General features: G+C 60.4%; 7 protein-coding genes and 1 pseudogene. 4 read left to right on the top strand and 4 right to left on the bottom strand.

The genetic code is table 11. The features are described 5' to 3' along the window. Nucleotides 1–3 precede the first annotated feature (3 nt). The gene (locus tag J2X19_RS08950) at nucleotides 4–1464 is read right to left on the bottom strand and encodes a cell wall hydrolase (protein WP_310372556.1); all 1461 of its coding nucleotides are present in this window, start codon (nucleotides 1462–1464) and stop codon (nucleotides 4–6) included. Next, nucleotides 1461–2834, bottom strand: coding sequence for a hypothetical protein (locus tag J2X19_RS08945; RefSeq protein ID WP_310372554.1), 1374 nt, complete (start codon nucleotides 2832–2834; stop codon nucleotides 1461–1463). Before J2X19_RS08945 ends, J2X19_RS08950 begins: the two co-directional genes overlap by 4 nt. A gap of 298 nt (nucleotides 2835–3132) precedes the next feature. On the opposite strand from J2X19_RS08945, the gene J2X19_RS08940 reads away from it, so the two are divergent. The 3 genes from J2X19_RS08940 (at nucleotide 3133) to J2X19_RS08930 (ending at nucleotide 6525) form a co-directional block, all read left to right on the top strand. Beyond that, a complete protein-coding gene (locus tag J2X19_RS08940) occupies nucleotides 3133–3690 on the top strand; it encodes an ATP-binding protein (RefSeq protein WP_310372552.1) in 558 nt (185 codons plus the stop codon). 515 nt (nucleotides 3691–4205) lie between these two features. Further along, the gene (locus J2X19_RS08935; RefSeq protein ID WP_310372550.1) at nucleotides 4206–5615 is read left to right on the top strand and encodes a trypsin-like serine peptidase; all 1410 of its coding nucleotides are present in this window, start codon (nucleotides 4206–4208) and stop codon (nucleotides 5613–5615) included. A 112-nt stretch (nucleotides 5616–5727) separates the two neighbouring features. Continuing rightward, nucleotides 5728–6525 (top strand): tail fiber domain-containing protein, encoded by a 798-nt coding sequence (locus tag J2X19_RS08930; protein ID WP_310372548.1) that lies wholly within the window; start codon nucleotides 5728–5730, stop codon nucleotides 6523–6525. 332 nt (nucleotides 6526–6857) lie between these two features. Here the strand turns inward: J2X19_RS08930 and J2X19_RS08925 are convergent, their stop codons facing one another. After that, nucleotides 6858–11285 carry an NACHT domain-containing protein gene (locus J2X19_RS08925; protein WP_310372547.1) on the bottom strand — a complete coding sequence of 1476 codons (4428 nt, stop codon included), beginning with the start codon at nucleotides 11283–11285 and terminating at the stop codon, nucleotides 6858–6860. A gap of 229 nt (nucleotides 11286–11514) precedes the next feature. On the opposite strand from J2X19_RS08925, the gene J2X19_RS08920 reads away from it, so the two are divergent. Beyond that, nucleotides 11515–11988, top strand: a complete 474-nt coding sequence (locus J2X19_RS08920; protein WP_310372545.1) for a hypothetical protein — start codon at nucleotides 11515–11517, stop codon at nucleotides 11986–11988. A gap of 251 nt (nucleotides 11989–12239) precedes the next feature. Here the strand turns inward: J2X19_RS08920 and J2X19_RS08915 are convergent. Further along, nucleotides 12240–12441 (bottom strand): annotated as a pseudogene (locus J2X19_RS08915) (IS21 family transposase); the annotation flags it as partial. Nucleotides 12442–12473: the final 32 nt, after the last annotated feature.

Genomic DNA, 12473 nt, shown 5'->3' with positions numbered 1-12473 from the left:
CGTTCAAGCTACGCCTACATAGAACAAGTGGTTGCCTATCTGCTTTGCCCGCTTGCCGAGTGCCCAGTCTGGAAATGGCCGCATGGTCACGGCGTGGTAATGGCGTGCGCCCTGGGTCACATCTTCCAGCGAGCCCGCGATTGCTTGCTGCGCGACATCGAACGCTACCTGGTAAAACGTGTCGGGTTGGGCGTCAATGCGGTCAAGCCTGCGCCGGTTCGGGTCGCCGGTATTCCAGCAGCTGAACTGCCAGGGGTCCAGGCAGACTTCCGCAACGTTGTCGCAGCGCCGATAGTGCGTATTGCGACGGTTCATGATCACGCAGGCAACGGCCTCCATGCCTGCACGGCCTTCGCCGCGTGCTTCGGCCCACAGCGTCTTGGCCAGCGTAACGACTTCGTTGCGCATTGGGTCCAATAGTTGCCCTTTGGGCGCTTGTGGCAGCCTGGGTGAAGGCGCCGGGCGCTGCAGGCCTCCCAGCGTCGCAGGGTCGTCACGCGTGAATGGTTTCACGCAGAACCAGTCCAGCACCGGCGCAATGCGGCCCAGCACGGCGTTCGCGCCATAGGCGCCTTCGGGCGCGATGGCGGCCACGTGCATGCCCAGCAACGCATCATCGTCGGTCCATACTGGTCCGCCGCTGTCTCCCGCTCGGGTGGCCTCCGGTGTCATATAGCCGATCGCGTCTTGCAGGAAGTAGTCGGGGAACTCGTCTCCATCGGGCACGCACACCTTGCCGGACCAGTGTACTTTTAGTGAACCTGTCAGTTCGCCGGCGTGCCGCAACAGGCGCACCGGCCGGTCTGGCCAGATGTCGTCATTCACACGCTGCGGCGTCCAACCCGAGGCATCGTTGCGCAAGGCAGTCGCCGCCGCGGCGTCCAGCTCGACCAGCCCTGCGTCGATTGTGGACGGCGGCACGCCGATGCCCACCGATGGCTGCCATTCCCGCAGGCGGCCGTCGTAAAGCTGCGCGTCGCCGACGACGGCGACCGGATCATCCCATCGCGCGCCGCCAGTAGGGGCCAGCACGTGTCCGCAAGTCAGCACGTAGTAGCGGTCGGGGTTCAATCGGTCCCGCACCAGACAGGTGGCGGTGCCACTTTCCAATGGTACTGAGGTGCGCTCGACCCTTGGCGCTGCCTGCGCGCGCGCCGGCTCCGCGCGCACGCAGCGCAGCCGCACGGGGGGATGGCGCGCTCCCAGATGGAGAAGCTGCGGCACGGCACGCCCGGGAATACCATCGCGCAGCGCGATCACCAGTTCCCAGTGCGCCTGCGGGTCTTCGCGCGGATCAGCAAGCTGCATCGAAAAAGAATCCACCCCATACGGGTCGGCCCAGTCCGGCGCATGGGTGGTCGTTTTTCCGCATTGACGCAGCTGCAGCGCGGCCCCAAGCATGCGGAAGGCGCCCCGTAGCTGTGCGTATGGGCTCGTGGGCGCGAAGGATCGGAATCCGGTCATGGTGGCGGCCCGATAAGACGCACGTTCGGCGTACCAGACGCCGAAGCGGCGCTGGCCGGCAGCGCCGGCACTACGCTGCGCAACGTCTGGGTGTCCGCGAACAGGGCGTCGCTGCAATGGATTCCGGCAGCCTGGTCGCGGGTGCGATTGCGGCGGTTCTGGACGCGCTGAATCCAATCGTTCGCGGCGGGAATGGCGCGCTCTAGGTCGGTGGCCTGTCGGTCGACAAAGGTGATCAGTTGTGCACGCGAGCTCGGCGTCAATGCCTGCATCGTCTTCTCGTTCACTTCCCAGGGCTCAGCTGCTCCCTGCGCGGTGGCAGCTGCTTCGCTTGCTCCGGCAGTAGGCGCCAGCACCGTCTTCAGCGCGGCGACGAAGCGGCTGTAACTATCAACCGGCTGGCTCACCAGGGGTGTACCGTTGTTCAGTGCAGCGGTCAGTTCAGCTTCGATCTCCAGACGGCGTTTGGCCAAGTCCAATTGGCTTGCGCGCAGTTCTTCGTGGATAGTGCTCAGCTCAGCATAGAGCTTGTGACCACGCGAGCTGCGTGCGAGTGTCTCGCGGCTAAAGTCGGTCATCACGGTCGACGAGCCGGCTCCAGCGCCACCAGTTCCGCCGGAGCGGGACCAGCGACGCTCGATGTTGATGGAGTCGTCGGCCCTGCCGACCGGCGCCTTTCTTGTTTCCAGTGTTGCCAACAAGTGCGTGCGGGTCGAGTCGTAGTTCTCCAACGCTCCCTGCAGACGCAGCATTGTCTGCTCAAGCGTGTCCTGGCTACTCGCTAGGCGGCGCACCGTAGCGCCGTCTTCGATGTCGGACTTCAAATACAGATCGCTGCTGGCAAGTGCCATGGCACAAGCCATGCGTCGCGCCGCCTCCAGGTACAGCTTGTCTCGACCGGGAATGCCCGAATTCATGAGTCCGTAGGCCGCGAGGGAAAACGCCGCGAAGTTACGAAGCAGCGACGCCGAGGGGTTGTTGACAGCGCTGAGCGCTACAGCTCCGCCTATGGGCCATAGCATCCCATTGAAGAAGGAAACCTCGTTGGTGCGCTTGGCGCCCAATAACGCTAGATTGCGCCGCTTCAGGTCGGTCTGCCATATTTCGCGCCCGAGGCCTCCGTAGTACGGGTCGGCCGGTTCCGACATCGGAATGCAGCTCTCAGGCAGGGGGCCCAACGTATTGCATGGATCGCGTTTGGCATCGGAGGCCGCTTGGGTTGGCGGCGGTGCGAAGAAGGGGCCGACAGTTGAAGGCGGGATTGGCTCCAATGCGGTGCATGCGGACAATAGTCCAATGCAAATCGGCAACAGCAGTACCAGGCGATTTCTGGCACCGGCACAACGCCCGAGATCAACGCCTTGGCCCATGCGAAACCCTTCACAACAGGGGGAAACAGTAACTCGCTGACGCCGTCAATGTCATCCTCAAAATTGTTGAAGCATTGCGCGGACTGGAGCCCACCGTTTCACAGGTCCAGATGCACATGCAGGCTAGCGGAAGATATTCGGCCCTCAATGTGCGAACCCCCAAGTGGGGTCGTACTACAACATCACTCGTGACTTGTTGCGTTCCTTGCTCTCTGAACCTCATTCACCTCACTCGTACGGGGCGTCCGCTAGCTGGTGAAGCCTTTGGCCATGGGAGCCCGCCGCATAAACTTGTCGCATGCAAAGAAAATTTGGCACCATCGGCGGCACGGCTGCATCACGAGACATCTTTGACGATCGCGATCAAGCGTATTTGGGCGAAGGCATCGGTTGGGCACAGCTCCTTGAGTCTCAACGCGTCCTGTTGATCGCCGAAGCCGGCTCTGGGAAGACCCACGAATGCAAGGCAAGGGCCAAGCTACTTTTCGAGGGCGGTGAGGCGGCATTCTTCCTGCGTCTGGAGGAAGTGGCGGCCAAAGGTGTGCGTCTATGCCTGTACGGCGATCGTCAAAAGCGCTTCGACTACTGGCGGGCTTCCTCATCACAGGCCGGCTACTTCTTCCTGGATTCGATCGACGAACTGCAGTTGGCACACGCGGACTTCCGCGACGCACTCGAACGTTTCAGTCATGACTTGGATGGCGGCTTGGGTCGCGTCACCATCGTGGTGACCTCGCGCCCCGTGGATATAGACCGCAATGTTAATTTCCACGCAAACCTGACCCACACAGGACTAAAGTGGGTCACTTCTGGATGGAAGTCAACAGCCGGCGGTCTGGGAGGCCACGCATCGTGAGCTGGCCATCCCGCGGCTGCATGGGCGCAACCAGGAGGCGTGGAATCAGAAAGAGCTGGACGCGTCCAGGGACCGGTTCTACCACGACTACACGGAGGCAGCTCCAAACTCGGCCAGGGCGCTGCCGAAATCGGACGAAAAGCGGCAGACGACTACAGCGCTCGCCTTAACAAGGTCTCTGACGAGCACAACACGCCCCGTTCCTCTCCACGACCTTAAATACTTGGGCTGTCCGGTTTGCTCATCACGAAGCAGATCGCACGGAGTGGGTTCGCCGGATCAAGGTGCTTCTATGCCCACCATTGATTCGGCAACGTGAGTAGCCCCCGTCGCGTGAGCCAAGAAAATCCTCATCTAAATGAAGGACGTGGCTAACGCGGGTCCCGGCGACAATCTCCCCAAACGGGAGTTCCTATGTTTCGTACATTGGTTGGCCTGCCGCAGCAGGCATCACGATTCGTCGCCCTGCATACCCTGTGCGGAAGCCTGACGAGCACGGAACTGGGAAGGTCGACATGAGCACCACGATCCACGCCCGCCTTCGGTGCTCGATCGGGAGGCGACTCCTACCGATTTTGCTTCTCAGCTCGGCCGACACCTGGTCGCAACCGGCGCCCATTCCCCGCGACGTGGTCCCCTACCAGGCGACCTCCGGTGTTTACGATGGTCAGCTGCTGGCCGTGGTGGCCGACACCCGCGAGGTCCGCATAGCCAACGCTCCATGGCTGCAGCTCCACTTCAAAGCCTACGAGCTCGGCGCCGAGAGCTTCATCACCGTCACCTCGATCGCGGACGGTGGTGTGCAAATCCTCAACGCAAGGACCTTGGACCAGTGGCGGAGCAACAGCGCCTACTTCAACGGCGACGCGGTGAAGATCACGTTGCATCCGGCTCCGGGTGACAAGGGCGTGTTCTACAGCCTGGACGGCGTGGTGATCGGGGCGAAGGTTGAGCCGAGCGCGCATGAGTTGCGAGGTCCGATGGCGCTTTGCGGAACCGACGATCGCGTGCACTCAAACGATCCGCGTTCTGCGCGCATCGTCCCCGTAGGCTGCACCGGTTGGTTGGTTTCTACCGGCGCCGTGTTGACGGCCGGGCATTGCACAGACCCGCTATCAGAGCTTGCCGTACTGGAGTTCAATGTCCCAGCATCAACTCCCGACGGGTCCATCAGGTTCGCCTCGCCTGCAAATCAGTACGCCATAGATGCCAAATCAGTTGTCGCGAGTGAAGGGGAGGGCAATGACTGGGCAATATTCACCACCCACGCCAACCCCAACACCCACCTATTTCCAGCGACCGCGCAAAAGGCGTTCTATCGGATGTCGTCCAATTTGATGACCTTCGGTACCGGCCCGGCCCAAGTCCAGGTTACCGGGTACGGCGTGGATAACACGCCCCCCGGAATAAAAGGGGGACGTAACGCGCAGAACCAGACCGAGCAGACAGACGTCGGATTGTTCCTTGGCGAGGACGAGATAGACCCACACAAAGTGGTGATCAAGTACAGGGTCGACACTATGGGTGGAAACTCTGGTAGCCCGGTGATCTATCCCGGAACCGATATCACGATCGGGATCCACACACACGGGGGCTGTGGCATTGATCCTGCAACCAGTAATCAAGGCACTGGTTTCAAAAATCAACAGTTGGAGGGGGCGCTCCAACAATTTCTGACTTTCTTTGCGGAGCAGGTGACGTATGTTGACGGTGGGCACGCTTCCGGGGCAGAGGAGAACGGTAGGGTGTTCAAACCCTACCGGAGACTGGAGGATGCAGTTGCCGCCGCCGCCAACGGGGATATCCTCAGCATGACGTCCGGCTTCTACGCCGGATGGGGCATCACCTTTCCCAAGGGCAAGGAGCTAAGGCTACGAGCGACGGCGGGCCCGGTGGGTATCGGGGCATCGCCGCGGCCGCAGTAGAGGCCCGACGGCCAGCATCGCATTCAGTCCATGGACCCTGGAAGGACCCCCTTCACGCAGCCGTCAACTGCGCAAACACTGGCCCGACACCACAACCACTGAGGACTCATTCATGACAAAGAATTTCCCTATCTCCGCTGTGTCCTTCGCGGCGGCCGCACTCCTGTTTGCCGGACCCGCGCTAGCGCAAATCGCCGGCGCGCTGGTCATCGATCAAACGGGGAATGTCGGCATCAATACGGCGACGCCGCAGACAGTGCTCCAGATACAAGGAGGAGGCGCAGGCGCCCTTGCGGGCTCTAATAATGGAATATTCTTGGACGAGGATTCTGGGGGCCACCCGCGCATTGAACTGAGGGCAAATTCGACTGCACTCGGACCCTACATTGACTTCACTACCGATCTGTCTAAGGACTATCAGGGACGGATCATGTTGCAAAACGGCGTGATGACCTTCTATGGCGCACCCTTGGCCAATCCTGCAATGCCGACGGGAAAGTGGAAGGACTGGGAGTACGCCATGGTCAGCACGGATGGTTCCTTCACTATCGCCCAGGCCGCGCACTCTTCGCTCCGGTACAAAAAGGACGTGAAGCCGCTGGTCGACAACTACCGGGCCCTGCTATCCCTACAGATAAAGTCGTTCACCTACAAGGACAGCGGAGACCAGGCTTATGGCTTCATCGCCGAGGAGGTCCACGATGCCGGCCTCACCAACCTGGTGAACTACGACAAGGGAGGTCGCCCGGACTCGATACTTCATCGCGGCCTGCCGTTCTATCTCTTGGAGGCCATGAAGCTGCTCAACCAGGATATCGAGACGCTTCAGAAGGAAGGCAAGGCCTTGCGTGACACCGTCGCCAAGCAGCAGCAGATGATCGATGGGCTCGTGAAGGCTGCAAGCCATTGAGTTCCTGAAACGGAAGCCCATCAGCAAGGTAACCCCGGCAATTGAGAAACACTGTTCGGACAACAACCGTGCAGTTCCGGAGGCGGAGCGGCGCGTGAGTGAACATACAAGCGCTGCGCTGGCGAAACTCTTGCTAGTAACGGCAGGGTGGCGAAGGGCGGCGTCAACCATTCCATAGGGCGATAGCCATGACCTCTGTATTCAGCCCCCAATCTACGAGCCCCCAGCCAAACAGATACGCGTTGGAGAGCCGACCCGGCTCATCTACAGCCCCCACTTTAAAAATGCATGGAAGCGTTGAAGGTGCAAGAACGGGCTCGCTTCTGCCAGGGTCACGGTGCTACCGCCTTCGAGCCCTTACCCTTCTTCCCCGTGGTCCCACGAGGCTTCTTCGCGGACGTGGCAGCCTTTTCGGTACCAAGCCTAGGGCGCAGATCCAAAACCCGTGCAGTCACTCTGCGCAAACCCAAGAACTCCTTATTCACAGCGTCGGCCTCCGCCTGGAGCATGGCCACGAGGCCGCCAATATCGAGCTTTACCCCTGTGTCCGGATGGTCCCAGTTGCGGGTCGCGTTAACTGTGACCAACAGGCATCCGGATCGACATTCTTCGGCCGCCATGTACTTGTCGACCAACTGAACCCGGATCGTGTCGCGCAAGTCGCGGCCCGGTCGGTTGTCCCCCAGTTTGAGCTCAATGACTGCTTGGATCGCCGCACCAGTACTGCGCAATCGGATGTCCGTTTCCTTGTCTTCGGCTGTGACTCCTTCTTGGTCAACGGTGTAGGTCAGTTTTGATGCAATTGTCAGCTCGCGGGCTATTGCACGGCGCATCACATGCTCATCGCTGAATCCTGCCCAGGCGGCACGCGGGGAACAGTCCCCCAAGAGCAGATCATTGATATCGTCGAGGCGGTCATTCAATAGCGTGAACATCTCCTCACGCGACAACGGCGGCGATTCATAGTGGATATCAATTTGTGCGACCTGCCGCTCCGTCAGCCCTTCCTGGTCGGCTTCCTCCGCCGCTTTCTCTAACGCGATCGCCAGAATCCTGTCACGGAACGGCTCAACTGATAGGTCTTTGGCGAGTTGGACTTTTACGTCCCAGGCCCCTTGGCCCTGTAGGTCGAGCAGTGCATTCACCAACATGCCGCGGCCATCCGCGGCCTGATCGCGCAACCCAGGGGTAAAGGTACCCTCGTGCACCGGATCGCCTTCCGGCGGCACATGCAGGTACGCGAGCCGTGTAAGGCGCAGCAGTATCGAAGGCGTGAGCGCCGGACGGCGGATGTCGACGGAGGTATTTCGGTACCGGTCGCCGAACAGCAGGGCGATCCAAGCGACTCCTTGCCCGCTATCGGACGGAGGGAGACTGTTCAACCGCGTCTCCAGCCAGTCGGTACCGGCACTCGGATTCAGCTGCATTAGCAGTAGCCCCCAAATTCTCTCAAGGGCAGGGGCTACTCCATTGCTGAGTTCGATCATCGCTACTGAGGCGACATGTTCCGGCATGTCGCCGCCGCCGAACTTCAACAGGATCTGGGAAACCTGGCGCAGTCGGCTGGCCACTCCTTCGAGTTCGTCTTCCGGTTGGACGCGCCCATGGTTCGCATCAAACCAACCTTTAAGCAACGGAACGAATACCTCTCCTACGGCGGCGCTTGTTCGGCCAACGCTTTGCACAAACATGCGATGGGAATCCACCTTGGCCGGCCTCTCCAGATCCTGCAGGATAAGTGGTCCGAGCTCAGCCAGGACAGCTTCGGGGTGCGCGATCGCCAGTCCATCCAACCAGCGAGGGAATCCCAGCAGCTCGCTGGGCGCAAGGCGAGCAGCCAATCTGGCTTCCGAGTCATTGAGCTTGCCCGCCCAGTCTGGGTCTTCGGATTCAGCCATCACGGCAGTTAGACCGACGCGCGCGGCTTCCGATAGAAAGCGCGGCTCGCCCGCAGCCGCTACCGCTGCAGAGGGGTGACCGGGGTTTTGACGCCGCCAATAGGCTGCCATGTATGCACGCAACCGGTCCACGACTTCGCTCCCAAAATGCATTTCTACAAAGGCGCTGCTCCAGCCTGAATGTTGGTTCTCCTTCGCTGCCATGTTCATTGCCTGCAGGATGGCGCGTGCGGTGTGCTCGGAACGTTCTGGGCTGAACGCCTCAGCAGGGTTTTCGCGGACACGGCGTCTGAAGCTAATCCAATCGCCGCGCTCCTTCTCCCTGCGGAGTATCTCGGTTTCCCGGCGCAGGTTCTGAGCCGCCTGCAATCTAGCGCTCTCCACGCTGACTGGCGTCGGCGTTCGAGCGATGTCAAATAGTGCGATAAGTGCGGAGGAATCCGCAATGGCCGCCTGGAGCGCTGCGCTGTTGCCAACCAGCTCGCCTCGACTACGCAGCATTCTCATTCCTGCTTCCAGCATCACAGACCGGTCCGTTAACGCGCGGCCGGGGTCAGCAAGGGCTTCCAATACCCACTTTTCGTCATCGCTGGAGTTCAGCTGGACAAGACCGCTCTCGGTCGCCTCCAGCAGTCGTCTCCAGGGATCGCTTTGAAAGTGAAGGCTTTGGCAATACGCGTCACCGGCCCAGAATGCAGCCTGTCTTTGCGCCGCGGGCAGCTTTTGAAATGCGATCCGTAGGTTGTCGAAGGACTCTTCACCAGGTCGATACTCCTCCTCGTGGCAGGCAAGACGCAGCGCCACGGCGCTTGAATGCATTACGGCCGCAGACAAAACACCTTCCTTTATCTGGCGGGCGCAAATTGCCGCCAGCGACTTGAGCAACTGCGGCTGCGGGCTTGTTACGTGAGGCCACTCATCGCGCCATACCACGCCGCCGGCCACGAGCTCGGTGAGACCCTCGCGCAACGCATCGCTATAGTTGGAAGGGATCGGCCGGTCTGGGATTGAGTATTTCCAGAAGTGATGCAGGGGATCGAGGCTTCCTTCTTCTACCGGCATGCGACCGAGCAAGCGGCACAGGCGTTCGACACCGATGTGAACTGGAAAGAGGCGCGGAATTGCATCGCGCAGCAGCCCGTTTGGCCAAAGCGCTGGATTCACCTCCATCGAATGGGTGATCTGATCAAGCCGGGGGTCGGCCAACTTCACGAGCAGGTCTAGTGCCTCGATCCGATCTCCGCGCAACGCTGTGCCACTCATAAGTACCGAGTGGGCTGCGTCGGCTCCGGCCGTCACCGGGATGGCCGTCATGAGCTCCAGCAGAAGTCCCCGCACCTCCTGGTTGTCGATCCCGGAATCCCAAAGCTCCATGACCAGCGGTGCCAGGTGGCTCGCGGCAAACCGATGGACTTGAATCGAAGGTGTCTGAAGGCCGCGCCAGCCCCCACGACCATAGCGCTTTACGTATGCTCGAAGGGCCGCACTCCGTTGGCCGTCAAGAAGCGAGGCAGGATCGCCGGCATCGAGTAAGAGCTCCGGCTCACGATCGCATACCTCGTTGAAGATACTTGGCTGCATCACGGCCAGCCAGGCCGCAACGGCACGCATGGTGGGCCGTACTACTCGGGCGTTCTGAGCGGTCTCGGTAAACAGCAAACGCTTTGCCGCGGCGATAGACATACCCCGTCCGATGAGAGTGTCCAACCGCTTGGCCGCGAGGTATTCGGTCACCGACCGGTGATGGAACCGCACCCGACCGTAACTCGCGAACCCAAATATTGCCCTTTCGAGAAGGGTTGCACGCTCGTCGGCGGTCCAGTCCGTCAAGATCTTTGCGGGATCCAACGCGGCACCGGCTACACCGCCCTTGTCGGCCTCCGCGCTGTGGCGCAGCGTTAGCTTTCGAGTTAGCAGCGTGGCCAACGCCAGCCGGCTGGCCCCCTCGAAGGCCCTGTCATGTGTCAAGGGAGCCTTCTCCTGTTCTTCCGTGCGTGGCGCCAGCTTGACTCTGCTGTTGTGCTCGACCTGCTGCAGGTGGGTCCGCACGGTGGCATGCTCGTTCCAGTCCAGACACAACTCAATCAGGTCCTGAGGCCGTCGGGCGAAGTCTTCCGCGTTCCTGTCCATGATGTCGGCAAACAGGGCGTCCGGGTTCTGGACCTTCTCAGCGACAGCCATCTCGCGAATCTGATCGTCTGAAAGGGGCAGCAACGCAACGTACCGCCAGTCGGGCGGCGGAACATCAACCTTTTGGTTTGCCGAGGGCCTGTCCATCGCGATATCGGCGAAGTCCTCCTCGCTCGCGCCCAGATCAGGACGATCCGGAACGGGAAGGATCCGGCGAACCGAGTCCAATTCAAAAGGGATCGGCCTGGTTGTGAGGACAATCGTCACCCGTCCCAGCTGTGCCGAGATATCACGTTCCAACCTTTTGAGAGCTGTCTCGAAGGACTTGTGCGTCAGCTTCAGTTCGTCGATGGAATCCAAAAATATCGTGGCCATGCCCGAATCACTCGAGCGCCACGCCTCGAAGCGAGCCTCCTCGGCTGAGTCCAAGAGGTCAGCAGGCTTTTGGACGGCCAACTCTGCGAGTTCAAAAAAGAACGCAGCTTCCCCTGCTTTCCAAAGGGCATCCCGTTCGGCGCGGCACTCAAAAGTCTTACCCATTCCGGCCTCGGCCACTATCAATACACGCTTCGACTGAAGCAATGCCTGCCACCCATCGTCCTTTGGAAGTCCCACCCCCATACGCGCCTTACGCGAGAGGTTCGACGGTCGGGAAATGGCGTGTTCCCCTGTCTCGGGGAGGTCCTGGAAGCTGCGTTGAATTCGTGTCGCCTGGTGTTTCTTGATGTCCATTGGGCCAGTGTATATGGGGCGAATTACGCTCATCCGGCGGCCGACATGACGCGCGCCTACTGCTGGCGATTGCCATTCGGCGCCAAGGTGCCCTATGAGATGATTTCGCTCAATTCGACTGAACGCCTTCGATGTCCCGCTAGGGTCATTGCATTCCGTCGGTTGATTCGCGTCGACTTTGTCGGCACTTTGACGTGGCGCCCGCCGCAGTTGGATTGGAGAAGCTCAGATGGTCACAGTTGCGCGCGCGGTCCGCGCCTTGAAAACGGATGCGCAGGTGGTGGGCAACGTTGGCCTCTATTACGTCTGCTACAAGCTTTCGTTGCTGGGATGGAACGTCATGCCAACCGCCAGAAACGCCAGGGGTGTCGATATCATTTGCTACGACAAAGATGCTCGCAATTACATTGGCATCCAGGTCAAAACACTGAGCAAGCGCAATGCTGTGCCGCTTGGAGTGTCGGTGGACAGGTTGATGGGCGACTTTTGGGTCGTGGTGAACCAAGTCGCGACGGCGCCGCAAGCCTTCATCCTTACGCCAGACGAGGTCAAGGCTGGTGCTCACGGGACTAAGTCTGGCAAGCAATCCTACTGGTTGGAGTGCAAGGACTATGAGCTGGACGGTTTCAGGGAAGCATGGGGGCGCATCGGCACCGGGCACCCGAGCTCCGAGCTCCCGGCGATTGCTTCGCTTGAAACCTAGTCACGTCTTCCGCAGATCCAGGGGCCAGCCGATGCGCCACTGGGATTCGACATCCAAACTTTTGGCGTAGTTGCTCCCTGTACAGGCTCACCTATCCCATTCTCGATCTGCCAGGTAATCTGGTCCGCACGAAATCTGGACGGCAATCACCATGGGTTTCCAAGAGGATCATAGTTATTGAAGCCAATCCAATTCTGACCACCAGGGGGCGCGGCGGAATTCTTTGACTGGGTCGTGCCGTAAGTCCAAGGCTTGCTCGATATTCGAGGGGACTGATCCACCGCACCTTTTTCCCAGCCCGATGCCACGTTGCAGAAGCCCGGGTCAAGTAGGTAGTGGCTGCACATAGCCGAGAAGCGCGGGTTGAAGATATGCCCCTTGCCCTTCTTGACCTTGCCCACCCCCTGTCTTCATGTTGTCGTAGATGCCGCGCCCTGCAACACCACTCAACGCATGCCCAAAGTGAATTTCCCCAGCCGTGGGTC

The organism is Rhodoferax ferrireducens (assembly GCF_031458075.1).
In the GTDB taxonomy this organism is placed as follows: Bacteria; Pseudomonadota; Gammaproteobacteria; order Burkholderiales; family Burkholderiaceae_C; genus Rhodoferax_B; species Rhodoferax_B ferrireducens_A.
The sequence above is the reverse complement of the archived record's forward strand: the minus strand, read 5'-3'. Positions and strand labels throughout refer to the sequence as shown.

Coding starts and splice junctions, on each gene's coding strand:
- J2X19_RS08935 (WP_310372550.1), top strand. CDS start 4,206: ATGAGCACCACGATCCACGCCCGCCTTCGGTGCTCGATCGGGAGGCGA.
- J2X19_RS08950 (WP_310372556.1), bottom strand. CDS start 1,464: ATGACCGGATTCCGATCCTTCGCGCCCACGAGCCCATACGCACAGCTA.
- J2X19_RS08925 (WP_310372547.1), bottom strand. CDS start 11,285: ATGGACATCAAGAAACACCAGGCGACACGAATTCAACGCAGCTTCCAG.
- J2X19_RS08940 (WP_310372552.1), top strand. CDS start 3,133: ATGCAAAGAAAATTTGGCACCATCGGCGGCACGGCTGCATCACGAGAC.
- J2X19_RS08920 (WP_310372545.1), top strand. CDS start 11,515: ATGGTCACAGTTGCGCGCGCGGTCCGCGCCTTGAAAACGGATGCGCAG.
- J2X19_RS08930 (WP_310372548.1), top strand. CDS start 5,728: ATGACAAAGAATTTCCCTATCTCCGCTGTGTCCTTCGCGGCGGCCGCA.
- J2X19_RS08945 (WP_310372554.1), bottom strand. CDS start 2,834: ATGGGCCAAGGCGTTGATCTCGGGCGTTGTGCCGGTGCCAGAAATCGC.